Raw genomic sequence first — 24,930 nt, forward strand, 5'->3', positions numbered from 1 at the left:
CACTCCTCTTCGGTTTTACCGATTCATTACTTTAGCGAGCAGTGTTACGAATTCAGCTCGTGTTGCTTGCTCATCAGGCCGGAAGGTGCCGTCCGAATAGCCGCTTATCCAACCATCCGCCGACATTTGTTTCAGGATCCCCACACCCCAATACGTATCATTTACATCACTAAAAGGTGAGTTGCCCCGTTTTTTCCCTGTCATATTCATGCTGCGGGCAAGCATCTGTGTCATCTCCATACGTGTAAGCGTACGATCAGGCCCAAATGTTCCATCCGGGTAGCCGTCCACAATATTCGCTTGAACCGCTTTGGCTACGTAATCGTAAGCCCAATGCGAAGCATCTATATCGCTGAAACGCAGCTCCTGACGTTTAGACAGCTTCAAAGCTCGCGTCAATACCGTTGCTGCCTCTGCACGCGTAATGGGCTGATTTGGAGCAAAACGGTAGTTTCCGTAACCGCTAATTACTCCTTGCTCCGTAAGCTGGCTAATGGCATCCTTTGCCCAGTGTCCATCAATGTCGGCAAATCCGCTCACCAGCGTGTAACTGCCTACTTTTAACCGATACATTTGACTCATAAACCATTGGTTGGCTTGAAGCTTGATATAATAGGTTCCTGCAGGTAGGGTTTTCTCAATAAAAAATTGATCCGTACCATAATCATTTCTATAAAAGCCTTGTTCCCTCAAAGAACTGTCATATAGCGTTGCATATAAAATGCGCGATGTTGGTATATTCGTTAAACGCACTTGGGCGAGACCGTCCTTGCTCATGCGGAATTCGAACCAATCAACGTCATCACTTTTGTTAAATACACCCTCATACACGGAATTCATCGCAGCAAAAGTAGCTTGATACGATTTATCATTCGGCTCATTCGGATCGATAAGCTTCGGCGTGTATTCAATTTCTAACGTATACTCACCCGTAATCGGCTCTGAGTAATCCTTCATATTGCTGACACGAATGTAATACTGACCAGGTAGCAGATCCATTTGGGAGCTGACCTCGATACCTCCATCTCCGGCTTGGTCGATCGTAATCGACTTCTCCCCTTCCTTCTGGAAAAGGATCATCGGATCTATGCGCCCTGTATCTACGGATAGCCTGATACGCATTGTACCTGAGTTTTCTAGGGATATTGCAAACCAATCCAGATCTCCTTTTTGATGAAAAGTACCTCGGATAGATTGACTCCGATCAGGTAAAACGAAGGCTTTATACTGCTTATCATTATCCTCAAATGGATCCTTATAAATAGCAAAATCCGTTCGCATCGAGTAATTTAACGCCGTCTTGCGGGAACGATCCACAGACTGCAGCTGCACGTACGTGCGCCCTTTGGTCACAAAGACCGTGAAAGGCTGACTTCCGTCCGTGGTATTATTCGCGATAAACGTTTCTCCGGAATCGAAACGCACTCGGACACCCGAGCTATCTGCGCTATTCAGCCATAATTTAATAAACCCATCATAAGCCGCATCAATGGCGTACCAATCTTGGTCTTGTGCCGAGCTAAGTACAGCTTTAACAGCCGTATGAACCGGCAATATGGCAGCCTGATTCATATTTTCGTTAGGCTCAAAGTAATCCTCACTGTACGGCTTCGTCAGTGCCAAATCCACTCTTAACAAACCATAGCCCGTTCTGGAATCCCATCCCCCTGACGCCAAGTCTTCTGCCGTCTGCTCGAGCTGCGCACGAACTTGATACACGTTCATACTCGGGTATTTGCCCCATACCAGAGCTGCAGCTGCAGCAACCTGGGGTGCAGACATGGAGCTTCCATCTTGGTACTGATAGCCGCCACCTAGTGCTGTTGTGTATACATCCCATGGCGCCACAAGATCCAGCTCCGGCCCAAAGTTCGAACGAGGGTCAGCAAGCCTTTCCGAGTTAACGCCTCCTACAGCTAGAACAGTTGGATATGCCGCAGGGTATTTCACACTTGTACTTTCATTGCCAACAGCGGCTACGAGCAGTACATTACGATCCTCTGCATACTGCACAATGCCTTCCATATAATCGGAGTATTTGTTCAGCCCTAGGGAAAGCACTACGATTTTCGCGCCGTGATCCACTGCATACTTGATACCTTCGCCAAGCTTCACTTCGCCGCCTGTACCGTCGGCCTCCAATGCTTTGATTGGCATAATCTTGGCATTTGGGGCTATGCCTGCAATCCCTTTATCGTTATTGAACGTGGCCGCAATGATACCTGCTACGTTCGTTCCATGTCCATTATCATCTTGAGGCTTTTTCGAAGGCTGAAGCAGATTCACACCATCTACTAAATTACCAACTAAATCAGGATGTACAAGATCAACGCCCGTATCGACGACCGCTACTACAATTGGTGTCCGGGAATCTCCTGCCGCAGCCCATGCTTGATCGATGTGGATCATATCCAGATAGGTTTGTTTCACTCTCATGGGATCCGTCGACACCGGGTAGGCTGCTTCTACTTTCGTTATCATCCCTGTAAGTTCCACAACAAGCATCATTAGTACAATGAGCCAAAGGTGTCGAGTACATTTCATGAAATCACAGGTCCTTTTTCTTGTATGATCTTTTTTCCTTCTCTATCTATACCACATTACCCGTCTTCTCGATACATATAACGGTTTTTCGTCGCAAAAAGTTCAGATATTCGGGAAAAAATTTTTGTATGTATGGGATGGCGGTCAATCATTCTCCTGTATATTGTACATCGAAATGACAGGCCGTGAAGCCCTTGGAATAATTTGCTGCAAAAGCGATAAATGACTCATTCATCTGGAATCAGCTGAACGCGTAAATCAACGCAAAAAAGCCTTCCCCCACTTTTTAAGCAGGGAAAGGCTTATTCATAAATTTACATAATCAGAAAATCCTTCGTCAAGGTGAAAATGGCTTCGATGCCTTTCAACACAAGGTGTGGAACAACGCCCAGCGCCACGCTGATGAGGGCACATAACCAAACTGTTATCCCTAATGGAATCGACACCTTAATCTCGGCAGGCTCGTAATCGCTGCGCATAAACATTTGGCGTACGATGCCAAAATAGTAGTAAAAGGATACCACACTGGTAGCTATCATCAGTCCCCCTAACCAATAGTGCTGGGTCTGCATTGTTCCCAGGATGATGTAGAGCTTTCCGAAAAACCCGCCAGATAAAGGAATACCAGCCAAAGAAAGCACGATGAGCACCATAGCTACGGCTGTTATTGGGGCCCTGTAATAGAGACCACCAAACCCCTTCGCCTCGGTATGCCCTTCCGCTTGCTCAATGATCATCAGCACAGCAAAAGCTCCGATATTCATAAACAAGTACGCGATCAGATAGAAAATAAATTCAGAAAAGTTCGCGTAATGGGTACCGGAAAAGTAAGTTCCAATCGGAACGAGTAAGTAACCTGCATTGGCAATTCCTGAGTAGGCCAAAAGCCTTTTCATATTCGTTTGCTTCAGCGCAATGAAATTACCGGTTACCATCGCGATGGCAGCCATGACCGATATGGCCAGGAACACGTCCGATTGAAAGCTGCTGTTTTCAAAGCTGCTAAATCCAAACAGCACGTAGAATACGCGGAATAGGATGGCGAAGCCGGCACCCTTGGACACGACGGCCAAAAATGCCGTGACTGGCGTCGGTGCGCCTTGGTACACATCCGGTGCCCAACTGTGGAACGGGGCAGCGGCGATTTTGAAGCCGAAGCCAGCCAACAACATGAAGAATGCTACATAGAGCAACGGCTCGTAAGCAGTTACGAGTGATGGAAGAGCAGCACCAATCTGCGACAGATTGCTGGAACCGACCATCCCGTATAGGAAGGACATGCCATACAAGATGATCGCAGATGAAATACCGCCCATGACCAAATACTTGAAGGCACCCTCGTTAGATTTGTTATCTTTCTTCTTCATAGCTACGAGCAAGTACGAAGTAATACTCAGCAGCTCCAACCCAACGTACAGCGTGATAAGGTCACCCGAGGATGACATAATCATCGCACCGAGCGCGGCGGGCAGATAGAAGTAGTAATACTCCCCGACATGTGGAATGGCCTCTTCTTTGATGAAGCCTAAGCTCATCAAGACAACGAAGCCAGTACCTAATAAAGTGAACAATTTGAGCAGATTCGAGAAATCATCCACTCTGTAGCTATTATTGAGCAGCCCAATAGCCTCTTCTGGATTCAACTGCATAACAACGAATATCGCAGAAATAGCGATGCCAACCAACGTCAGCCATCCAATTATCGAGCGACTAAGCCTGTTGGGAAGGACCAAATCCAAGAGAGATAGGATGATCGCAGTGGCAACCAGCGAAAGCTCAGGGAGCAGATGCACTAAATCAGCGACATGGAGTCTTATCTGTTCCACTGGTCTAACCTCCTATCTTCCCGGCAACGCTTTGGATCAATTGATCCAAGCTGCCTATCGTTTGCTGAAGCGGCTGACTTAGCACGCTTGGGTATACACCGAGCAAGAGAATGAACGCCACCAATGTAATCATCGGCACGGCCTCGATTAATCTGGCGTCGCGTATGCCTTGCAGCTGCAGGTTCGGCTGTTTAGGGCCGAACGTGATGTTCAGAACCCCGCGCAGCACGTAAACCGCGGTAAAAATGATCCCAAGTGTACCGACTATCGCGTATACTCGGTGCGTTTCGAAGAGTCCGAGAAACGCGAGGAACTCACTGATGAAGCCGGATAAGCCCGGTAATCCGAGCGATGCCATACCAGCGACCAGCAGAATGCCGCTGATGAACGGTATGGACGACGCGAGACCGCCTAATTGGTCGAGCTGCGTCGTTTGGGTTCGCTCGTAGATGCTGCCTACGAGCAAGAACATCAGGGCCGAGATGAGGCCGTGTGAGATCAGTTGGAACACGGCGCCCTGCAGGCCCGACACATTGAACGCGGCGAGACCCAGCAGGACGATGCCCATGTGGCTAATACTCGAGTAGGCCAGCACGAGCTTGAAGTCCTTTTGTACCATGGCGAGAATCGCGCCGTACACGATATTGATGACGCCGAGGAGCGCCAGCATCCAGGCCCACTGCTTGGCTTCCCCAGGGAAGAACAGAATGCCGAATCGGATGAGGCCGTAGGCCCCCATTTTCAGCAAAATTCCGGAGTGAATCATAACAACAGCAGGCGGAGCCTCTGTATGTACTTTGAGCATCCATGTATGGAACGGGAAGATTGGCAGCTTAATGCCAAAGGCAACCAGAAGCATAATAAACACGGTCCATTTCATGCTCTGACTAAGGAAGAACGGCGATCCTTCTTGATTGACATAAGCGGTGGGATCTTGCAGCAAATTATGTGCAATCGTATGAATGTCACCGCTGTAGTAAATGACAGCTTCTGTCTGCGAAGGCACCTGGTTGAATCCAGCCGTGCTGACGAGGATTAAGAACGCGATCAACATGATCGCCGAGCCAAGTCCATTGTAAAGCAGGAAGCGGTTAGCAGCTTGCTCCCGATTCATATACCCCCAAATACCAATCAAGAAGAACATCGGTACGAGCGTAATTTCGAAGAACAAGAAGAACAAGAAGAGATCCTGTGATAAGAAAACTCCGAACATACCGGTTTCCAGCAGCAAGAACAGAATGAAGTACGTTTTCCAACGTTTCTTGATATACACCGAAGCTAAAGCAGCCATTGACGATACAAGTGCGGTTAGAAACACCAGAGGCAAGGAGATGCCGTCAACCGCCAACGAATACTTAAACTCGAAGAAATACGAAGTAATTTGCTGAATTCCCTCATGATTAAGCGGAACTTTGATCCAGTCCAGCTGTTCTTTATACTGAATCGGATCACCCTGATAATTGTAATCACTATACAACCAAGCCGCCAGAATAAGCGGGATCAGTGTCGTGACAATACCAATTGTTTTAATCAATCGGCCTCGATCACCACGGATGAAGAGCAAGACCAGAACGCCCAAAAGAGGCGAGAAGGCGATCATACTTAGGATGGGTATACTAGCCAGCATGGATGAACCTCCTTCCTGCGATGGCGAGTACCAAAATCAGCATCCCCAAAATCATGATGACACCATAGGTTTGTAGTTGACCATTTTGAAGACGCGAGCCTAGACGCCCTAGTCCGACCACAGTAAAGGCGATCAAACGCACAATACCGTCAACGATATACACATCAAACAATTCGAGTATCCAGCCTAAACCGCGAAGCGGTTTTACAATGACGCCATCATAAATTTCATCAATGAAATATTTACGATTCAGCAGCGTATACAGCCACGGCATTTTACTGGAAACCACATCGCGCGGAATCGTACGTTTGAGGTAGATCAAGTAACCGAGCCCAATTCCAAGCACACCAGCCAGTGTGGACAAAATAATAACGGTCCAATTGGCTTTCTCATCATGATCATGCCCGGTCAACCACTGACTGAGCCATTCGTTAAACGGTGTATTCACAAAGCCCGCAACAACAGCAAGCACAGCAAGAACAATCAATGGCGTGGTCATTGTTGCCGGAGATTCATGGGGTTCATGAGCGGTATGCGCTGCATGACCATGATCGTCGTGATCGTCATCAGTAGTCTTTGCTTTGCCTCTAGGCGATCCCATAAACACGAGGAAAAACAGACGCGACATATAGAACGCTGTGAAGAAGGCAGCAATGACACCGACCCAGAACAAGAGCTGGTTATGCTCGTAGGCTTCCGTCAAGATCATATCCTTCGACCAGAACCCTGCGAAAGGGAAAATACCTGACAGTGCCAGCGTGCCTATGCCGAATGTCCAGGTCGTGATTTTCATTTTGCGGGATAAGCCGCCCATTTCGTTAATGTCCTGCGTATGAACAGCGTGAATCACACTGCCTGCGCCCAAGAAGAGCAGCGCTTTGAAGAAGGCATGCGTGAACAAATGGAACATACCAGACGTGTAGGAAACGCCAATCCCGAGTGCCATCATCATATAACCGAGTTGACTCACGGTCGAGTAGGCGAGAATGCGTTTGATATCGTTCTGAACAATACCAATCGTGGCCGCAAAAATCGCTGTGAAACCACCCACATATGCTACAACAAGCAAAGCATCCGGCGATGCGTGGAAAATATCAAAGGTACGCGCAACGAGGTACACCCCAGCGGCAACCATCGTTGCTGCGTGGATTAGCGCACTTATCGGCGTTGGACCTTCCATAGCATCGGGCAGCCACGTATGCAGCGGGAATTGACCAGACTTACCCATCGCCCCGATGAAGATCAGAATAGCAATCCATGTGATGATCGTTGGGTCGATTTTGCCCGTTGTAAAAGCATTATGAATAGATGTGAAATCAAGTGCATGCCCTGGCATGTACCAGTACAACAGCAGAATGGCAATAAATAGGCCAACGTCCCCGATACGGGTAACGATGAATGCCTTTTTCGCAGCAGCCTTCGCTTCTGGCTTGAAGTACCAGAATCCGACGAGCAGGAAGGAACATACCCCTACAAGCTCCCAGAAGATGTACAGCTCCAGCATATTTTCCGAGATAACAAGACCAAGCATAGAGAAGGAGAACAAAGCGATATAGCCAAAAAATACATGAATTCGCTCGTCGCCTTTCATATAACCCTTGGAATAAATGTTCACCAGCAAAGACACCAGTGTGACAATCACGAGCATCAAGGCGTTCAGATTGTTAACCTCAAAGCCCATATTCAGCGTGAAATCGCCCACTTGCAGCCAATGCAGCTTATTCCACGTGTAATCCTCCACTTTACCGCCAATTCGTTCAACGAAAATCAGCAAAGCCACGATAAATGATGCCAGCATCGCGAAAATACTGATGTAAATACCTAGATCTTTTAATTGACGTCCCATAGCCGTAAGCGCTAGAAAAGCAAGCAGCGGAAACAACGGAATGAGCCAGGCGTACTGTGAATAGTCCGATACCATATCCTTGTTAGCCTCCTAGCGCTTCATAGAATCCAAATCCGTAACTTCTACTGTCCCTTTATTTCTGTAAATGGTAATTAGAATCGCGATCCCGACAGCCGCCTCAGCAGCAGCTATGGTGATGTTGAAAAGCGAGAAAATCTGTCCGGTAAGAGCCGGATGGTCACCAAGCTTCGAAAAGGCAATCAAATTCAAGTTCACCGCATTCAGCATAAGCTCAATCGAAAGCAGGACGATAACCCCGTTCTTCTTCGTTAACGCACCGTATAAGCCGATGCAGAACAGGATTGCCGCCAGCGTGAGATAGGGAGTAATAATGTTGCCCACAGCTAATCCTCCTCTCTCTTCGCGACCACGATGGCACCGATGAAGGCTACCGTCAGCAGCACCGACATGATTTCGAAAGGGATAACGTGCTCGTTATAGAGCAGTTTTCCGATTTCTAGTGTGTTATCCTTGCCAGCATCCAGGGTACCCGAAGCGACAAAGGTCGTTTTTTGAATGGCATAAAACAACACTCCGAACAATCCCAAAGCACCAATAATCGCTAGGCCTTCATGCCAAGGACGCTTAGGCTCCTCTTCTTCCCCTTGTCTGTGCCTCGTCATCATAATGCCGAAAATCATCAGAATCGAGATTGCACCTGCGTAGATCAACACTTGCACGAAAGCTACAAACTCAGCCTCCAGAATGACATACAGCCCCGCCAAACTAATAAACGTAAGGGCAACGGCAATGACCATGTGAACGACTTTGGTAAATGAAATCATGAAGATAGCTCCGCCAATTGCGAGTAGAGCGAAGACGAAGAAAGCCCAGCTTGAACCGTTGGATAAGAAATCACCAATTCCGCTAAACATCTTTCTTGGCCCCCCCTTTTGGCAAAGCTGAGTTGTTCTCTTGACGGATATTTTGCGTGTTTTCGCTTAACCACTGCATATTTTTGAACAAATCATCACGACTGTAGGTACTCAGCTCAAAATTGTTCGTCATGACGATTGCTTCTGTCGGACAGACCTCAGTGCAGAGATCGCACAGAATACAAATCTCGAAGTTAATATCGTACGTATCGATAACCTTACCCTTTTTCTCTGGGTCAGGATTCGCTTTACCTGTTAGGGTGATACACTCCGTCGGACAAACGCGTGCACATTGATTACACACAATGCATTTCTCTGGATCAAAATATTGAATACCGCGAAAGCGGTCCGGCATTTTAATCGGAACGTCAGGATATGCGTACGTTATTTTTTTCTGCGTCATACTTTTAAACGTTACGCCTAAACCTTTCATTATGCCCTTCATTCGTTTCCCTCCTTAGAGTTTCCGTAGGAAACTTGATTCGTAAGCTATGTGATGGTCATTACGATCGCCGTAATCAGCATATTAACCAGTGCCAATGGAAGCAGCACTTTCCAGCCGAATCCCATGAGTTGGTCTACCCGTACCCGGGGCAGCGTCGCGCGCAGCCAGAATAGGAAGAACACAACCGAAGAGAATTTCAGCAGGAACCAGATAATACCCGGAATGAAATCAAGGAATGGGAACGGCGAGTGCCATCCACCCAGGAAAATCAAGCTCGTAAGGGAAGCAATGACGAACACGTAAACATACTCCGATAGCATGAAAAAAGCGAAGCGGAAACCACTGTATTCCACATGGTAACCAGCAACCAGCTCAGACTCCGCTTCCGGCAAGTCAAACGGCGTTCGATTGAGCTCCGAGACTCCGGCTATAACAAAAATGATAAAGCCCAGAATCTGAGGAATGAAATTCCAATGCCAGAAACCGCCTGTTTGATGATCAACAATTGTATGTAGATTTAAACTACCTGTCATCATGATGACACCAATAACGGAGATGACGAGCGGTACCTCATAACTAATCATTTGAGCCGCGGAACGCATACCGCCTAACAGCGCATATTTGTTATTCGATGCCCAACCGCCAAGGATGATACCAATCGTAGAAATCCCCGTTAGGGCTACATAAAAGAGCAGACCGACATTCAAATTCGCATTAAACAAACGATCCGAAAATGGAATCGTCGCAATAATTGTGAACGAAGGAATAAACGTAATGATAGGCGCCAGAATGAAAAGCTCGCGCTCTGCTTTTTTAGGAATTGTATCCTCTTTGATTAGAAGCTTGAAGACATCCGCAACACTTTGCAGAAGCCCAAAAGGCCCCGTTCGGTTCGGTCCGATCCGCATCTGCATCCAGCCGATAACCTTACGCTCGAAGTAAATCGCATAGGTTACGAAGCCTAGGACAAGCATCAGCATGACGATGCCCCAGAACAGGAAAACGAAGAAGTTCGTCCATGTTAGACTCTCCTCCAATAAATTCACCATTAGGCATCCACCTCCCCAACGACAATATCGATGCCGCCTAGAATCGTAATCAAGTTGGTCATCGACTCACCGACCAGCAGCTTGGGCAAAATTTGCAGATTCACGAAGGAAGGTCTTCGGAATTTCAAACGGAAAGGCTCTGCTTTGCCTCGGGAAATAATATAGCAGCCAATTTCCCCGCGCGGAGACTCAATAGCCGAATACACTTCCCCTTCTGGAGGACGAATGACTCTAGGCACCTTGCCCATGGTCTCGCCTTGCTCGGGAAACTGCTCAACAGCTTGCTCCAGGATACGAAGGGATTGCTTAACTTCCTCCATACGAAGCAAGTAACGATCATAGCAATCGCCGCCGCTGCGAACAGGCACGTCGAACTGAAAGCGGCTGTACAGGCTGTACGGCTGCGTTTTGCGGATATCCCAGTCTACACCCGTACATCTCAAGTTAGCGCCGCTAAGGCCATACGCAATGGCTGTCTCTGCATCATACTTGCCTACACCCTTGATACGGGATAGAAAGATCTCATTCCCCGTTACTAACGTGTGATACTCTTCCAATTTACCGTACATATAAGGAATAAATTTCTTAACTTTATCGATCCAACCCTCTGGAGCGTCCCACTTCACCCCTCCTACACGCATGTAGTTGTAGGTTAGACGAGCGCCGCATAATTCGTTGAACAAATCGATAATAATTTCCCGATCACGGAACGCATATAAGAACGGGCTCATCGCACCAATGTCCAACAAATAGGTTCCCCACCACACCATGTGAGAGGCAATACGTTGAAGCTCCATCACGATTAAGCGAAGAAACTCCGCTCGTTCTGGTACTTCGAGCTGCATCATTTTCTCTACGGCATTCACTAGCACGTAGTTGGTTGTCATCGCCGATACGTAATCCATACGGTCCGTGTAAGGAATAATTTGTGTATAGCTAAGGTTCTCCGCTAATTTCTCTGTTCCTCTATGTAGATAGCCCATCACGGGTATTGCTTCTTTAATAACCTCTCCATCCAACTTCACGATCACGCGGAAAACCCCGTGCGTACTAGGATGCTGAGGACCAACGTTTAACAGGAGTTCTTCTGTCCGTAACACGAGCTACACCTCCGGGTCAAGCGGTTCGTAATCTTTGCGCAGTGGATGGCCGACCCAATCGTCAGGCATCATGATTCTTACTAAGTTAGGGTGACCTGGGAAATCGATACCCAGTAGATCGAACACTTCCCGTTCATTCCAATCTGCGGTAGCCCATACTGGAGCCACAGAAGGAATGCTTGGCTGCTCTCGATCTGTTTTCACTTTCACACAATACTCATGCTTGTGTGTGAGGGATAACAGATGATACGCCACCTCTAGGTGCGTCTCTTGGTCAACGCCCGACAGATTGCGCAAGTAATCGCAGCGAAGCTCTTTATGATCCCTGAGCGTCAGCGCGGCCTGCAGCCAACGTGAGCTGTGAATGACTACGTAAGGACGATGCGCGTCCCTTTCGTTGATGAATGCATCGACGACGGTGTCTTCGCCAACGTCGGCTTTCAAAATCGCGACCAGCCGATCAAGCAACGGCTGATTCGGTGAAGGCTCCTTCGGCGCTTCAGGCTCCGCCGACTCGGGCTTCACCCCGCGCGCGCTAGCTCGCGCAGCGCGTGCTTCTGCGGCGGCCTGGACTTTGGCCGCCTTCTCGTCGTCCCCAGCATCCGCAGACGCTGGGGTTGGTGCTGCTGCCGACGCGGGCTCGTCCGTCGGCTCAGCGGCCGCCCGCGCAGCGAGGCGGGCGGCTCTCGCCGCGGCGCGCTCCGCTGCCGCGTCACTCGCTGCTGGCGCGTTCGCGCTCACGGCTGCGTCACTGCCCTTCGCTGCGTCTGCGTCGCCGCTGCCAGGATCTTGCTCCGCAAGCTCAGCCGCAGGCGCATCGCTCGGCTCGCTCGTCGTCTGCGCAGCCGGGTCAGCGGCCTGCTTCTCCGCCGCGCGATCTACCGCAGCCTGCACGTCCGCGCTAAGCGGCGTCTTACTCGCGCGCGCCTCCGGCGGAAGATCGCCCACTTTAGCGATTGCTTCCTCTAAAGGCGATTCATTCACTTTCTTTCCATCAGCAGTTGGAGACGGGGCTACCTTCTCCTCCGGCTTCTTCTCATCACTCATCGATTGGTCACCTGCTTCCCAGTCTTCGCTTCATAGCGAATCTTCTCCTGAAGCTTGTTTATCCCATAAATGAGTGCGGCCGGGTTCGGTGGACAACCCGGAATATAAACATCAACCGGAACAATTTGGTCAACTCCCTTAACGACGGAGTACGACTTCACATAAGGTCCGCCTGCCGTAGCGCAGGACCCCATCGCAATGACCCATTTCGGTTCAGGCATTTGTTCGTAAAGACGGCGCAGCAAAGGAGCCATTTTCTTCGTTACAGTCCCCGCCACAATCATGACATCAGATTGTCTAGGAGACGTACGGAAGATGACTCCGAAACGGTCTAAATCATAGTGGGATCCGCCGGTACCCATCATTTCGATGGCACAACAGGCCAGACCAAAAGTTAACGGCCAAAGCGAATTACTGCGAGCCCAAGCTTTCACTTGCTCCAGTGTCGTCATAAAGACATTACGGTTTAATTCTTCCCGTTCTTCGGGAGATATTGACTCTAGACTGAAGTCCATTGCAGCACCTTCTTCTTCCAAGCGTATATTAATCCAATGGCAAGCAAGGCTACAAAAATACACATTTCCACTAAGGCAAATAGTCCAAGCTGATTAAAAGCAACAGCCCACGGATACAGGAACACGGTTTCCACATCAAAGATAACAAACATCAAAGCAAATAAATAATAACGAATGTTAAACCGGATTTGTCCCTCACCTACAGGCTCATTACCACTCTCATACGTCGTATACTTTTCATCGACGGGTTTACTCGGTCTCAACCATTTGCCTACCGTTAGCGCTATCATAGGGAGAAGAATACCTAATCCTAGAAAGATCGCTACGATTACATAGTTATTTGTATACATCATGTGAATGTAACCGCCTCCATTCGTATTTGCTTTTCTTATGCGTGCTACTAGTTTTGGTAATATTCACCTTCAATATTATAACAAAAAGCCTTTTGGGCGTCGATGACTAATTCCAAACCCCACTTTTCATTCCTAGTGAGTAGATTTTCCATAATTATCTTTTTTTAATCTTCCTATTCGAAAAAAAAGCGGAGGAACCAAAGTTCCCCCGCTTTTCATCAAACATCTATTATTTCCCGGACACACTGATACGATTTACTGCTCTTTGCAAAGCAGCTTCCGCACGTTTGAAGTCAACGTTATCTTGTTTGGTTTCGGCTATACGCTTCTCCGCACGTTCTTTCGCTGCTTTCGCACGATCGATATCAATTTGTTCTGGTAGCTCGGCGCTTTCCGCCAATATAACCACCTTATCCTTGCGCACTTCCATGAAACCGCCGTTTACCGCGATGATTTCGTCTTTAGAGCCCTGTTTCTTCACAGTAATAGGCGCAATTTTCAATGGAGTGACCAGTGGAATGTGATTCGGCAGAATTCCAAGCTCCCCTTCGACACCCTTCACGCTAACCATGTTCACTTGTTCAGCGTACACTTTGCGCTCCGGAGTAACAATTTCCAGTAGGAATGTACTCACTTGGATTCTCCTCCCTTAGAGTTTTGCTAGGCAAAACTGGCTTCGTAAGCATTACTGCGTTGGCATTAAGCCAAACTTACAGTGTTTTTGCTTTCTCGATAGCGTCCTCGATCGTTCCCACGTTGTGGAAAGCCACTTCAGGAAGGTTGTCGTGCTTACCTTCAAGGATTTCTTTGAAGCTGCGCACAGTTTCTTTCAATGGAACATAAAGACCTGGGAAACCGTTGAACGGCTCAGCAACGTGAAGAGGCTGAGACAAGAACAAGCGGAGACGACGCGCACGCTGTACAGTCAATTTATCCTCATCGGATAACTCATCCATACCCAAGATTGCGATAATATCCAGAAGCTCTTTGTAACGTTGAAGAATTCGTTTAACACCTTGTGCTGTTTTATAGTGATCTTCGCCAAGTATTTCTGGCGTCAAGATACGGGAAGAGGAAGCAAGTGGATCTACCGCAGGGAAAATACCTGCTGCAGCAATACTACGCTCCAAGTTCGTTGTTGCGTCCAAGTGAGCGAAAGCCGTTGCTGGAGCCGGATCCGTATAGTCATCGGCAGGAACGTAAATCGCTTGAATGGAAGTAACGGAACCTTTTTTCGTGGACGTAATACGCTCTTGCAGTTGACCCATCTCTGTTGCCAGAGTCGGTTGGTAACCTACTGCTGATGGCATACGGCCCAGCAATGCGGAAACCTCAGAACCTGCTTGAGTAAAGCGGAAAATGTTATCGATGAAAAGAAGAACGTCTTTGCCTTCTTCATCACGGAAATACTCAGCCATTGTCAAACCGGACAAAGCTACGCGAAGACGCGCGCCTGGAGGCTCGTTCATTTGACCGAATACCATCGCTGTTTTTGCGATAACGCCGGAGTCTTTCATCTCGTGGTAAAGGTCATTACCTTCACGAGTACGCTCTCCAACGCCTGCGAAAACGGAGATACCGCCATGCTCTTGTGCAATGTTGTGGATCAATTCTTGCATCGTTACGGTTTTACCTACACCCGCGCCGCCGAAGAGACCGATTTTACCACCCTTAACATAAGGAGCCATAAGGTCGATAACTTTAATTCCTGTTTCAAGAATCTCTGCTTTTGTCGACAAGTTCTCGAAAGCTGGAGCTTCTTTGTGAATGCCGCTTGTAAATGTACGGTCAACGCCTTCGATACCATCGATTGGCTCTCCCAATACGTTAAATACGCGACCTAGTGTTGCTGCTCCAACCGGAACGGTAATTGCAGCTTTTGTATCTTCAGCTGCTGCTCCACGCACAAGTCCGTCAGTTGAGGACATTGCAATACAACGAACCAGGTTGTCACCAAGGTGAACAGCTGCTTCGACTGTCATTGTGGATAGTACGCCATTATCATTTCTTTCAATCTTGATTGCATTCAAAATTTCAGGGAGTTGTCCGCGTTCGAACTCAATGTCGACGACTGGCCCTGTAATTGTTACAACGCGCCCTTTGCTCATGGTTTCCCTCCTAAGAAAAGCTTTGCTTCCGTAGAAGCTTTAATATCATGCGTTCGCGTTCGCTCCAGCAACGATTTCCGATATTTCCTGGGTAATCGAAGCTTGACGCGCACGGTTGTAGGCTAATGTGTAGCCGCTGATCATTTTCGTTGCGTTCTTCGTAGCGGAGTTCATCGCTGTCATTCTCGCACCAAACTCACTTGCTTTACCTTCCAATACAGCACTGTAAATAAGCGTTTCAGCATATTTAGGCAGCAATACTTCCAGAACGCCTTCTGGTGATGGCTCATACTCATAACTTGCAGCAGCCACGCCAGTTACTTCTTCCATAGGAAGCAGGCGGATCATAGTTGGAATTTGGGTAATCGCATTTTTGAATTGGTTGTATACCAAGAACAACTGGTCATACGTTCCGTTTTCGAAGTTCTTCACTGCTGCAGTAGCCACAGATTTAATATCCGCGAATTTCGGTGAATCCGGAACACCTGTTACTTCTTCTACAATTGGCATGTTGCGTTTGTGAAAGAAGTTGCTGCCTTTACGTCCGATTACAAAAATCGAATATTCAGCTGTTGATTTATGGTTTTCACGAATCTCGGTCATGACCTTCCGCAACACGTTAGCGTTGTAGCCTCCAGCCAATCCACGATCCGAGGTGATTACTAAATAGCCTGTCTTCTTCACTTCGCGCGACTGTAACATCGGGTGTTTGATCCCTTTGCTTCCAGCTGCGATGCTTTGAACGACTTCTTTCAACTTATCGGAGTAAGGACGTGCTGCTTCCGCAGAACGTTGTGCTCGTCTCAAATTCGCTGCAGAGACCATTTCCATCGCTCTCGTAATTTGTTTCGTGTTTTGTGTGGACTTGATTTGGCGCTTAATCTCGCGCATTCCTTTTGCCATACCTGCTCACCTCTCTTTTGAGGCTTAGAAAAGCCTTCATTCGAAGACCTGAATTCAGGCGATCAGCCTGCCCAGGATTAACATGGTAGACAAAGCTCCATTTCAACATGAAGCTCTGCCATCATGATTTATTCAGAAGCTGCGAAGCTCTTTTTAAATTGAACAATTGCTTCTACTAGCGCTTTATCGTTATCCGGAGTGATGTCCTTCGTATCACGAATGCTGTGTAGAATTTCTGGACGGTTCGATTCCAGGTAAGCCAAGAATTGACCTTCAAAACGCGTTACGTCTTGAACAGGAAGATCATCCACATGCCCTTTAACAACCGTGTAAAGGGAAGCAACTTGCTTTTCCAAAGACATCGGTTGGTGAACACCTTGTTTCAAAATTTCAAGCGTACGAACACCACGGTCCAAACGCGATTGAGTAGCTTTATCTAAGTCAGATCCGAATGCGGCAAATGCAGCAAGCTCACGATATTGTGCCAAGTCAACACGAAGTGTACCGGCAACTTTTTTCATCGCTTTCGTTTGTGCAGAGCCCCCTACACGGGATACAGAGTTACCAACGTTAACCGCTGGACGCTGACCTGAGTAGAACAAGTCGGATTCTAAGAAGATTTGTCCGTCCGTAATTGAAATTACGTTCGTAGGAATGTATGCCGAGATATCGCCTGCTTGTGTTTCAATGAAAGGAAGTGCCGTCATAGAACCGCCACCTAGCTCATCATTCAGTTTCGCAGCACGCTCTAGAAGACGGGAGTGCAAGTAGAAAACATCCCCTGGATAAGCTTCACGACCCGGTGGACGACGAAGCAAAAGGGATAACTCACGGTAAGCAGCTGCTTGTTTGGACAAGTCATCATAGACGATCAACACGTGCTCGCCTTTGTACATGAAGTACTCTCCCATTGCGCAACCTGCGTACGGAGCCAACCAAAGCATTGGTGAAGGCTCGGAAGCAGAAGCTGTTACAACGATTGTGTAGTCCAAAGCGCCAGCGTGACGAAGTGTTTCAACAACACCTACGACAGTGGATTGCTTTTGACCGATAGCAACGTAAATACATTTAACTCCGTTGCCTTTTTGGTTGATGATCGCATCGATTGCGATCGCTGTTTTACCTGTTTGACGGTCACCGATGATCAACTCACGTTGTCCACGGCCAACCGGTACCATCGCATCAATCGCTTTGATCCCAGTTTGCATAGGCTCATGTACCGATTTACGGGCCATAACGCCTGGTGCTGGGGATTCGATTGGGCGGAATCCAGTTGTTTCGATAGGACCTCTACCATCGACTGGTTGACCCAGTGGGTTAACAACACGGCCGAGAAGTGCGTCGCCTACAGGAATTTCCATGATGCGGCCGGTACGTTTTACTTGGTCGCCTTCACGAATATCTTTGTAAGGTCCGAGAATAACGATACCTACGTTGCTTTCTTCCAGGTTAAACGCGTAGCCCAGAACGCCACTTGGAAACTCAAGCAGCTCGCCTGCCATTACGCTTTCCAAGCCGTGAGCACGAGCGATACCATCACCAACTTGAATGACTGTACCTACATCAACCACTTGGATATCGGAATTATAGTTTTCAATCTGTTGTTTAATCAATGAGCTGATTTCTTCAGGTTTGATACTCAACGAACTTCACCCCTATTCTTACAGTGCTTGTGTTAAACTAACGCTTTGGCCAAACGATCCAACTTGCCTGCCAAGCTTCCATCATATAAACGATCACCGATGCGCACTTGAACGCCACCGAGCAATTTGGGCTCGACTTCATTCGAAACACGAATCGTTTTACCTGTTACTTTGCTGAAATGTGAAGCAATCTCATCTTGCTGAGCATCCGTCAATTCGAATGCGGAGTAAACAATGGCACTCGCTTGTCCAAGGGCTTCATTCGCAACCTTGACATAGTCGTTAACCAAGGCTGAAAGAATCGATTGTCTTCCTTTATCAATCAAGACCAGCAGCGTGTTCCACACCGGTTCGGAAACTTTGCCTTCGAAAATCTGCTTCAGCAGGTCCGTTTTAGCGGAAGTCCCGATGTTCGGATGGTTCAGGAACTTCTGCAAGTCTGCATTGTCCCTAATCGCACTAGCTACAGATTTCAACTCTTCTTCAACTTGGGAAATGATACCTTTATCCTTCGCTACTTCGAACAGAGCCTTGGCATAACGCTTCGCTACGACGATGTCACTCATACGTTGCCTCCTACCTCTTTGAGGTAATGCTCAACCAGTTGTTCTTGTGACTTTTCGTCGATTTGCTTTTCAATAATTTTGGATGCGATCAGAACGGACATCGCGCCAACTTGGCTGCGAAGAGCGGCAACCGCTTTGTTCTTCTCATTTTCAATATCTTTAAGGGCTTCGTCTTTGAGACGAGCGGACTCTGCTCCAGCAGCACGAATAATTTCATCCGCTTGCTTGGAACCCGTTTGCTTCGCTTGCTCAATGATTTCGTAAGCTTCCTTACGTGTTTTTTGCAGTTCTTGCTTTTGTTCCTCTAACAGTAGTTCAGCTTGCTTGCGGCTTGTTTCTGCTGTTTGAATTTGATCTTTAACCAATTGTCTGCGTTTCTCCATCATGCCGAACAGAGGACCGAACGCAAATTTAGAAAGCAACAAATATAAAATTAAGAACGCGATAAGTTGAATCCAAAATGTGGACCATTCAATATGCAAGTAACGTCACTCCCTTCTGATAACATGGGCAAAACGAAGGCGTGGAGGCTATTGCCTTCCGCGCCAAGCGATTTATTAGCCTGCTTTTCCCATAAAGATGAACGCAAGAACCAATGCAACGACCGGCATTGCCTCAACTAGACCTACCCCGATAAACATTGTTGTTTGAAGCGTACCACGAAGTTCTGGTTGACGGGAAATACCTTCCAAAGCGCGACCTACGATCAAACCGTTACCAATACCTGCTCCTAGTGCTCCTAAACCGAATACGATACCTGCTGCTACTAATGCTATTGCTCCCATTGATAAAATCCTCCCTCAAATTCTTAAGTTTGTTTTTGTATAAGTGACTCGAGACTTCCCGAGGTAAGTCTTACTCTTAATGCTTTTCTTCGTGAATCAACGTTTGCGAGATGTAAACCATTGTTAGCATCGTAAATACGAAGGCTTGAATTGCACCAACGAACACACTGAAGCCCTGCCATACGAAGAGAGGCGCAATCCCAAACCAGCCTGCCCCAATGATGACAGATATCATAATTTCACCTGCATAAATATTACCGTAAAGACGGAAAGCGAGCGTAAGCGGCTTCGATACAACTTCAATCAAATGAAGGATCAGCATAGCCCCTTTAAATTCAAAGTAATGCGCGAAATAATGCTTCGTATTACGAGTTACCCCTAGATAATGACTGAGCAAGATGACGATAACCGTAAGCGCTCCTGTTACAGCGATATCTGCTGTCGGTGATTTCCACCATGATACATGATCTTCAGTCACGATCGAGAACGGAAGGCCAAGCATGTTGCCGATAAAGATGTACATAATGAGCGTAAGACCAAGCGCGATAAAGCCTTTGCCATGCTTCGAACCAATCGTGCTTCCAATAATGCCTTCTACAAACTCAATGGTCCATTCCATAAAGTTTTGCAATTTCGAAGGATTCGTTACCGATGCTCGGCTGGCCCCTGCGATTGCAAGGATAAGCACGATAATGGTGGTAATTCCGATCATCATGAGTGCAGATGCGTCGAAGTGAATACCTAACCACTCAAATTCTGGTGCGTGATGTTCCATGTTTTCCATTTTCACCCCTTTCATCCATTGAAGTTACATCGTGGAATTACTTCTTAGACTTTCGAATAGAAAGAATACCCAGTACGAGTGTTGCCAATTGAGCAAAAAAGTATCCAACGATCGTTGTAGATAACGCAACATGTTCGGGATACCTTACGGCAACCAAACCTACGAACCCAGCGATTGCTGCCCTAGTAAGAAAACCTAGGGTTACCTTCCGCCCGGTCTGCTCTATCGCAGCTGCTGCCAGCTTGTTAATCTTCCAGGCTAAAAACCTTGCGCTGATCATACTCGCAATCGAACCAAGCATAATACCGGCAATGTAAATCCTGTAGTCGACAAGAAGCGCCCATGCAGCCAAACAAAAGGATAAGAAGAAAAGAAATACATTTTGAACCGTTTTCAGAGTGGCTGAAAAGTCATCCATCATAGCCCTCCGTACTGCTTTATCATGAAGTAAATGCTAATGATTCCGGTTACAAGCCCGAGCAAAAATCCGCCTAACAACCAAAGCTGTCCCCCTAGTGTGTGACTCAACCAATCGCCGAGAAAATATCCGGCTCCTAAACAAACAACGAGGTCAATACCAATTGCACTAGTTAACGCTACTGCCCGCCACGGATTATCGTTGGGATTTGGCCGTTTCATCGCATCCTCCTGAGAGTTTTCCACATAGGAAAACCCGCTTCGTAGACATAGTGCTACGAATCCTCATTCATTGTATCGAAGCCATGCAAGGTTTGTCAATTGACGGAACTTCATTTGTGACTTCTTACAAAACCACTCAGAGCCTTGCGGCTCTAGGGTTTGCGAGTTTCCAAACCAAACAGTCGAACTGTACGCTGTAGCGTTTGTCATGATTTTGTCACGGTTAGAATGCTTCCGGACGCTCAGAGGTCTTGCCGAAGTGATAAAGTATCGCTTGCACGATGCGTTCAGACGATTTTCCATCCCCATAAGGGTTGGCGGCTTGACTCATTTTGTTGTATAAATCTGGATCGGTTAGAAGCGCGCGAGCACGCTCATAGACCACTTCCTCATCCGTTCCAACGAGTTCAAGCGTACCTGCCTGGATACCCTCAGGACGTTCTGTCGTATCCCGCAGAACTAGAACCGGCACACCAAAAGACGGCGCTTCTTCTTGAAGACCACCAGAGTCTGTCAGGATCATATGGGCGTGCGGATAGAAGTTGTGGAACTCGAATACGTCAAATGGGTCTACCAGCTTGATGCGTGGGTGATTGCCCAGGATCTCATGTGCGGGTTCCTTGACTGCAGGACTTGGATGTACGGGATAAACGATCGCAATGTCTTCGAATTCATCTGCAATACGTTTCACTGCACGGAAGATTTGACGATGAGGCTCACCTTGCGCTTCACGGCGATGCGCCGTCATCAAGATCAGCTTGCGGCCCGCTGCCCATTCCAGAACAGGATGATCAAATTTCTCCTGTACCGTGTATTTAAACACATCCGTAACCGTATTCCCCGTCACATAAATCTGGGATTCAGATTTATTTTCTTTCCGCAGATTATCAGCCGATTGCCCAGTTGGCGCAAAGTGCAAATCCGCTAGCACACCCGTTAATTGACGGTTCATTTCCTCCGGGTAAGGGGACATTTTGTTCCACGTACGAAGACCTGCCTCTACATGTCCCACTTGAATTTGCTGCATGAATGCCGCATAGCTTGCAAGGAATGTCGTCAATGTATCGCCGTGAACGAGAATCAGGTCAGGCTTAGCTTCTTGGAAGACAGGCTCCAAACCTTGCAATACACGCATCGTAATCTCATTTAACGTTTGGCGGTCTTTCATGACGTTCAAGTCGAAATCCGGTTTAATTTTGAAAATATCGAGTACCTGATCCAGCATTTGTCGATGCTGAGCTGTCACACAGACAAGGGACTCAATATGTTCAGGATGCTTCTCCAGCTCCAAAATAAGCGGAGCCATCTTAATCGCTTCGGGTCTTGTTCCGAAGATCGTAATGACTTTTAAACGTTTCATCGGTTTCTTCTCCCCTTAGAGCTTTCCGTAGGAAAGCTATTCTTCGTAAGCATTAACTTTAGAGCTTTCCATAGGAAAGCTTACTTCGTAAGCCAATTACTTAGTGCCGAACAGACGATCCCCTGCGTCACCAAGTCCCGGTACGATATAGCCATGATCGTTCAGGTAGTCATCAACGGCAGCTACGTAAATATCAACATCTGGATGCTCTTGTTGAACTGCTTTGATCCCTTCTGGTGCTGCAATTAAGCACATCAGCTTCATTTGCGTACAGCCTCTGCGTTTCAGCACTTCAATCGCCATATTCGCGGATCCGCCTGTGGCCAGCATCGGGTCAATAACAATTAACTCCCGCTCCAGGACATCTGTCGGCAGCTTCACATAATACTCGACAGGTTGAAGCGTGTCAGGATCACGGTAGAGTCCAACATGTCCAACTTTAGCAGCAGGAATCAGCTTAAGTATCCCATCTACCATACCCAGACCTGCACGCAGGATCGGAATGAGTCCCAGCATTCTGCCAGAAATAATACGGCAATCTGCTGTAGTCACAGGTGTTTTCACCTGAATATGCTCAAGCGGAATATCTCTCGTAATCTCATAGGCCATTAAAGTCGCAACCTCGTCTACGAGATCTCGAAAATCCTTCGTTTTCGTATTCTCATCCCGAATATAAGTTAACTTATGTTGAATTAACGGATGATCACAAATAAATAACTTCCCCATAATTTCCTCCTAAAGAGCTGAGTTTTATATGTATTTCACAAAAAATATCGTCATGGTACGACAAACCTCGTCCATTATATCATATGTTATCCAACTTATCCTCTGAAAAACCAAAGCTTCCGTGAATATCCATTTTACAAGAAAAAACCACTAGGACTATTCACCCGAGCGGCTTTGGAATAACATGATCAGCTCAATCTACGATTTCGGGGCAGAACCAGATGCTCTTGAAATCGAACCAACCAAGCGTATTGAAAGAAATACCTTGAAGGTGTGGACTATAAACTAATTGTTGGGTTGTATGTAGAAGAAATAAGACCGAGTGGTTATGCGATAATAATCCTTGCATGGAGCGGATTCGTTGTAAACGTACCTGACTGTCAGGCTCAGCTTCGATGGAGGCAATGGTTTCATCGAACGTTCTGCGCTGTTCATCGGTCGCGTAAACGCGCAGCGCCAAGTTGCCTATCTTATACATCTCAATCAGACAACGGGCCTCATCGTCATCTGCGACAACCCCGCCGACAATGATATCTGCGCATTGCATCCTATGCACTTTGGACATTTCCTCAAAAGAATATTCTTGTAGAGCAACCTGAATTCCGATTTCGAGGCAGCGAGCATGAACCCATTCAGCTAGAGCACGGTTTTTTGGGGTGAAAGTCATCGTTATCGGCTGGCCTTCATATCCGCATTGACTTAGTAATTCTCTAGCTCGTTCAGGCTGGTCATCTTCCGGCAGTTCGACTGGCGAATCGGTCGGCAAGAAATCTGCTGCAGGTATCGCATTATATAACCCTAGTTCCTTAATCATACCGCTGCGGTTAAGTACTAGCTGCAGCGCTTGACGAAAATGGATATCCTGCTGAGGCCCTTCCTTTCGTAAATTAAAGACCAGCATGCTGGAACCCAGCATCATGATTTCTTTTTTACACCAATGCGCCGGTGTCGGCTGTTTAGAATGACTGAGCTTGCCCATTTGGAAGTTCAGCTGCTGCCACCTTCGCTCACTCACCATTTCCGGAACACAAAGCAGTTCGATACGATCCAGGTGGGCGGACTCCCGGTAATAATCCACGAACGCTTCGAATGTTACGCCTCCCTCATCATATCTCGTAATCCGAAATGGACCAGTCCCAACGGGCAGCATGCCTGGATCGCTCACTTTCTGAGGACTGTACACATCAGCCGGTACGATCGCGGCCTGGTAGGAACTTACGTAGTGTGGAAACATATAATTCGGCGCATTCAACTCGACTCTAACGGTCAGTCGATCCACTGCGCGGATGTCTCTAACAGATTCCAGCAGCCATCGGTTTGGAGAATCTTCCGTGCCTAGCGTACGCACCCGATTAAGCGAAAACACCGCGTCTGCCGATGTCATCTCACGACCATGATGGAATCGTACCCGCTTACGTAAATAAAATGTCCAGATCGTTGCATTCTCATTACATTCCCAGTCATGCGCCAAACCTGGCTCTAAGCTGCCGCAAGCAGGATCAAAATAGATCAGCGTATCAAAAGCCTGCTTGACGAAATGGAGATCACCAGAGAATAGCACATCCACAGGGTCTAGGGTCAAGACTCTCATCTGCATCGGCAATCGAAGGGTTTCAGGATCGCCAGACTCAAGGGTCCCTCTATACCCAAAGTAACTTCCTAACCAAGCTAAGAATCGATCCATGACTCCTGGATCCAATCCTTCTATTTGAAACAAACTCATCGCGCTGTTCAAATTCCCCTGCTCAACATGCAATTTCGCTTCAGTAAACAAAAGATCTTCGACGGAAGCCAGAAACCGGATCGTAGAACGATTACCGCGCCCGCGACCCGGTGTCCAGGAAATCCACGCCATCTCAATCATCTTACGAATCAATATTTTCACATTGCGTTCCGTACAATACAGGTAACCGGCTATTTCTTCAACGGACACGGGCACATCCATATCTGTTTGTTGAAAATTGTGGACCCGCATTATTGTTGTTTTCAACTGCACGTACTGTAAAACAAGCTGCATGGATGCAACCTCCTTTTACACGAATTACCAAGAAGTATAGGTCTGCCCCCATACTTTCGTCAACAGCCCCTGGACCGATAAAAGGGTAAAAAAAAGCCGACTCCAGAGAGCC

General features: G+C 47.4%; 25 protein-coding genes. All 25 read right to left on the minus strand.

Going from position 1 to position 24,930, the window contains the following annotated elements; all coding sequences use genetic code 11:
• Positions 1 to 15: 15 nt before the first annotated feature.
• The 25 genes from QFZ77_RS04475 to QFZ77_RS04595 all read right to left on the minus strand — a co-directional run bounded on the left by QFZ77_RS04475 (position 16) and on the right by QFZ77_RS04595 (position 24,818).
• Complete coding sequence (locus QFZ77_RS04475; RefSeq protein WP_307436671.1) at positions 16 to 2,544, minus strand: S8 family peptidase; 2,529 nt, start codon at positions 2,542 to 2,544, stop codon at positions 16 to 18.
• A 314-nt stretch (positions 2,545 to 2,858) separates the two neighbouring features.
• Positions 2,859 to 4,370, minus strand: a complete 1,512-nt coding sequence (locus QFZ77_RS04480) for an NADH-quinone oxidoreductase subunit N (RefSeq protein ID WP_307436674.1) — start codon at positions 4,368 to 4,370, stop codon at positions 2,859 to 2,861.
• A 4-nt stretch (positions 4,371 to 4,374) separates the two neighbouring features.
• Positions 4,375 to 5,997 (minus strand): complex I subunit 4 family protein, encoded by a 1,623-nt coding sequence (locus QFZ77_RS04485; protein WP_307436677.1) that lies wholly within the window; start codon positions 5,995 to 5,997, stop codon positions 4,375 to 4,377.
• Positions 5,987 to 7,918: an NADH-quinone oxidoreductase subunit L gene (gene nuoL, locus QFZ77_RS04490; protein ID WP_307436681.1), complete on the minus strand. Its 1,932-nt coding sequence runs from the start codon at positions 7,916 to 7,918 to the stop codon at positions 5,987 to 5,989. The genes QFZ77_RS04485 and nuoL overlap by 11 nt, the downstream gene beginning before the upstream one ends.
• Positions 7,919 to 7,933: 15 nt before the next feature.
• Positions 7,934 to 8,245, minus strand: coding sequence for an NADH-quinone oxidoreductase subunit NuoK (gene nuoK / locus QFZ77_RS04495; protein ID WP_029195649.1), 312 nt, complete (start codon positions 8,243 to 8,245; stop codon positions 7,934 to 7,936).
• 2 nt (positions 8,246 to 8,247) lie between these two features.
• A complete protein-coding gene (locus QFZ77_RS04500) occupies positions 8,248 to 8,778 on the minus strand; it encodes an NADH-quinone oxidoreductase subunit J (protein WP_057303738.1) in 531 nt (176 codons plus the stop codon).
• Entirely contained in the window at positions 8,771 to 9,223 is a 453-nt protein-coding gene (gene nuoI / locus QFZ77_RS04505; RefSeq protein ID WP_029195651.1) for an NADH-quinone oxidoreductase subunit NuoI, read from the minus strand. The genes QFZ77_RS04500 and nuoI overlap by 8 nt, the downstream gene beginning before the upstream one ends.
• 44 nt (positions 9,224 to 9,267) lie before the next feature.
• Positions 9,268 to 10,272, minus strand: a complete 1,005-nt coding sequence (gene nuoH / locus QFZ77_RS04510) for an NADH-quinone oxidoreductase subunit NuoH (RefSeq protein ID WP_307436691.1) — start codon at positions 10,270 to 10,272, stop codon at positions 9,268 to 9,270.
• On the minus strand, positions 10,272 to 11,372 hold the full coding sequence (locus QFZ77_RS04515; RefSeq protein WP_307436694.1) for an NADH-quinone oxidoreductase subunit D: 1,101 nt from the start codon (positions 11,370 to 11,372) through the stop codon (positions 10,272 to 10,274). The genes nuoH and QFZ77_RS04515 overlap by 1 nt, the downstream gene beginning before the upstream one ends.
• A gap of 3 nt (positions 11,373 to 11,375) precedes the next feature.
• Positions 11,376 to 11,897: an NADH-quinone oxidoreductase subunit C gene (locus tag QFZ77_RS04520; RefSeq protein WP_307436698.1), complete on the minus strand. Its 522-nt coding sequence runs from the start codon at positions 11,895 to 11,897 to the stop codon at positions 11,376 to 11,378.
• A gap of 518 nt (positions 11,898 to 12,415) precedes the next feature.
• The gene (locus tag QFZ77_RS04525) at positions 12,416 to 12,934 is read right to left on the minus strand and encodes a NuoB/complex I 20 kDa subunit family protein (RefSeq protein ID WP_029195655.1); all 519 of its coding nucleotides are present in this window, start codon (positions 12,932 to 12,934) and stop codon (positions 12,416 to 12,418) included.
• A complete protein-coding gene (locus QFZ77_RS04530) occupies positions 12,919 to 13,284 on the minus strand; it encodes an NADH-quinone oxidoreductase subunit A (protein WP_307449247.1) in 366 nt (121 codons plus the stop codon). Before QFZ77_RS04530 ends, QFZ77_RS04525 begins: the two co-directional genes overlap by 16 nt.
• Positions 13,285 to 13,516: 232 nt before the next feature.
• On the minus strand, positions 13,517 to 13,921 hold the full coding sequence (locus QFZ77_RS04535) for a F0F1 ATP synthase subunit epsilon (protein ID WP_307436703.1): 405 nt from the start codon (positions 13,919 to 13,921) through the stop codon (positions 13,517 to 13,519).
• A 76-nt stretch (positions 13,922 to 13,997) separates the two neighbouring features.
• The gene (atpD, locus tag QFZ77_RS04540; RefSeq protein ID WP_171693076.1) at positions 13,998 to 15,395 is read right to left on the minus strand and encodes a F0F1 ATP synthase subunit beta; all 1,398 of its coding nucleotides are present in this window, start codon (positions 15,393 to 15,395) and stop codon (positions 13,998 to 14,000) included.
• A 45-nt stretch (positions 15,396 to 15,440) separates the two neighbouring features.
• A complete protein-coding gene (gene atpG, locus QFZ77_RS04545) occupies positions 15,441 to 16,298 on the minus strand; it encodes an ATP synthase F1 subunit gamma (protein WP_171693077.1) in 858 nt (285 codons plus the stop codon).
• 128 nt (positions 16,299 to 16,426) lie between these two features.
• The gene (atpA, locus tag QFZ77_RS04550) at positions 16,427 to 17,941 is read right to left on the minus strand and encodes a F0F1 ATP synthase subunit alpha (protein WP_307436712.1); all 1,515 of its coding nucleotides are present in this window, start codon (positions 17,939 to 17,941) and stop codon (positions 16,427 to 16,429) included.
• A gap of 32 nt (positions 17,942 to 17,973) precedes the next feature.
• Positions 17,974 to 18,507, minus strand: coding sequence for a F0F1 ATP synthase subunit delta (locus QFZ77_RS04555; RefSeq protein WP_307436715.1), 534 nt, complete (start codon positions 18,505 to 18,507; stop codon positions 17,974 to 17,976).
• Positions 18,504 to 18,989 carry a F0F1 ATP synthase subunit B gene (gene atpF / locus QFZ77_RS04560; protein WP_307436718.1) on the minus strand — a complete coding sequence of 162 codons (486 nt, stop codon included), beginning with the start codon at positions 18,987 to 18,989 and terminating at the stop codon, positions 18,504 to 18,506. The genes QFZ77_RS04555 and atpF overlap by 4 nt, the downstream gene beginning before the upstream one ends.
• A 75-nt stretch (positions 18,990 to 19,064) precedes the next feature.
• Positions 19,065 to 19,292, minus strand: coding sequence for a F0F1 ATP synthase subunit C (gene atpE, locus QFZ77_RS04565; protein ID WP_167055274.1), 228 nt, complete (start codon positions 19,290 to 19,292; stop codon positions 19,065 to 19,067).
• Positions 19,293 to 19,368: 76 nt separating this feature from the next.
• Positions 19,369 to 20,076 carry a F0F1 ATP synthase subunit A gene (atpB, locus tag QFZ77_RS04570; RefSeq protein WP_307436723.1) on the minus strand — a complete coding sequence of 236 codons (708 nt, stop codon included), beginning with the start codon at positions 20,074 to 20,076 and terminating at the stop codon, positions 19,369 to 19,371.
• A 37-nt stretch (positions 20,077 to 20,113) separates the two neighbouring features.
• On the minus strand, positions 20,114 to 20,497 hold the full coding sequence (locus QFZ77_RS04575) for an ATP synthase subunit I (RefSeq protein WP_307436726.1): 384 nt from the start codon (positions 20,495 to 20,497) through the stop codon (positions 20,114 to 20,116).
• Complete coding sequence (locus QFZ77_RS04580) at positions 20,494 to 20,715, minus strand: AtpZ/AtpI family protein (protein ID WP_307436729.1); 222 nt, start codon at positions 20,713 to 20,715, stop codon at positions 20,494 to 20,496. Before QFZ77_RS04580 ends, QFZ77_RS04575 begins: the two co-directional genes overlap by 4 nt.
• Positions 20,716 to 20,938: 223 nt before the next feature.
• Positions 20,939 to 22,075 carry a non-hydrolyzing UDP-N-acetylglucosamine 2-epimerase gene (gene wecB, locus QFZ77_RS04585; protein WP_307436732.1) on the minus strand — a complete coding sequence of 379 codons (1,137 nt, stop codon included), beginning with the start codon at positions 22,073 to 22,075 and terminating at the stop codon, positions 20,939 to 20,941.
• A 96-nt stretch (positions 22,076 to 22,171) separates the two neighbouring features.
• Positions 22,172 to 22,801 (minus strand): uracil phosphoribosyltransferase, encoded by a 630-nt coding sequence (gene upp, locus QFZ77_RS04590; protein ID WP_307436734.1) that lies wholly within the window; start codon positions 22,799 to 22,801, stop codon positions 22,172 to 22,174.
• Between the two features lie 193 nt (positions 22,802 to 22,994).
• Complete coding sequence (locus QFZ77_RS04595; RefSeq protein ID WP_307436737.1) at positions 22,995 to 24,818, minus strand: ABC transporter substrate-binding protein; 1,824 nt, start codon at positions 24,816 to 24,818, stop codon at positions 22,995 to 22,997.
• Positions 24,819 to 24,930: the final 112 nt, after the last annotated feature.

The sequence above is a fragment of the Paenibacillus sp. V4I3 genome (genome assembly GCF_030817215.1).
In the GTDB taxonomy this organism is placed as follows: Bacteria; Bacillota; Bacilli; order Paenibacillales; family NBRC-103111; genus Paenibacillus_E.

Bases quoted from the DNA above. Each gene is read 5' to 3' on its own strand.
- QFZ77_RS04475 (WP_307436671.1), bottom strand. From the start codon at position 2,544: ATGAAATGTACTCGACACCTTTGGCTCATTGTACTAATGATGCTTGTT.
- QFZ77_RS04485 (WP_307436677.1), bottom strand. From the start codon at position 5,997: ATGCTGGCTAGTATACCCATCCTAAGTATGATCGCCTTCTCGCCTCTT.
- nuoL (WP_307436681.1), bottom strand. From the start codon at position 7,918: ATGGTATCGGACTATTCACAGTACGCCTGGCTCATTCCGTTGTTTCCG.
- QFZ77_RS04500 (WP_057303738.1), bottom strand. From the start codon at position 8,778: ATGTTTAGCGGAATTGGTGATTTCTTATCCAACGGTTCAAGCTGGGCT.
- nuoI (WP_029195651.1), bottom strand. From the start codon at position 9,223: ATGAAGGGCATAATGAAAGGTTTAGGCGTAACGTTTAAAAGTATGACG.
- nuoH (WP_307436691.1), bottom strand. From the start codon at position 10,272: ATGGTGAATTTATTGGAGGAGAGTCTAACATGGACGAACTTCTTCGTT.
- QFZ77_RS04525 (WP_029195655.1), bottom strand. From the start codon at position 12,934: ATGGACTTCAGTCTAGAGTCAATATCTCCCGAAGAACGGGAAGAATTA.
- QFZ77_RS04530 (WP_307449247.1), bottom strand. From the start codon at position 13,284: ATGTATACAAATAACTATGTAATCGTAGCGATCTTTCTAGGATTAGGT.
- atpD (WP_171693076.1), bottom strand. From the start codon at position 15,395: ATGAGCAAAGGGCGCGTTGTAACAATTACAGGGCCAGTCGTCGACATT.
- atpG (WP_171693077.1), bottom strand. From the start codon at position 16,298: ATGGCAAAAGGAATGCGCGAGATTAAGCGCCAAATCAAGTCCACACAA.
- QFZ77_RS04555 (WP_307436715.1), bottom strand. From the start codon at position 18,507: ATGAGTGACATCGTCGTAGCGAAGCGTTATGCCAAGGCTCTGTTCGAA.
- atpE (WP_167055274.1), bottom strand. From the start codon at position 19,292: ATGGGAGCAATAGCATTAGTAGCAGCAGGTATCGTATTCGGTTTAGGA.
- atpB (WP_307436723.1), bottom strand. From the start codon at position 20,076: ATGGAAAACATGGAACATCACGCACCAGAATTTGAGTGGTTAGGTATT.
- QFZ77_RS04575 (WP_307436726.1), bottom strand. From the start codon at position 20,497: ATGATGGATGACTTTTCAGCCACTCTGAAAACGGTTCAAAATGTATTT.
- QFZ77_RS04580 (WP_307436729.1), bottom strand. From the start codon at position 20,715: ATGAAACGGCCAAATCCCAACGATAATCCGTGGCGGGCAGTAGCGTTA.
- wecB (WP_307436732.1), bottom strand. From the start codon at position 22,075: ATGAAACGTTTAAAAGTCATTACGATCTTCGGAACAAGACCCGAAGCG.
- upp (WP_307436734.1), bottom strand. From the start codon at position 22,801: ATGGGGAAGTTATTTATTTGTGATCATCCGTTAATTCAACATAAGTTA.
- QFZ77_RS04595 (WP_307436737.1), bottom strand. From the start codon at position 24,818: ATGCAGCTTGTTTTACAGTACGTGCAGTTGAAAACAACAATAATGCGG.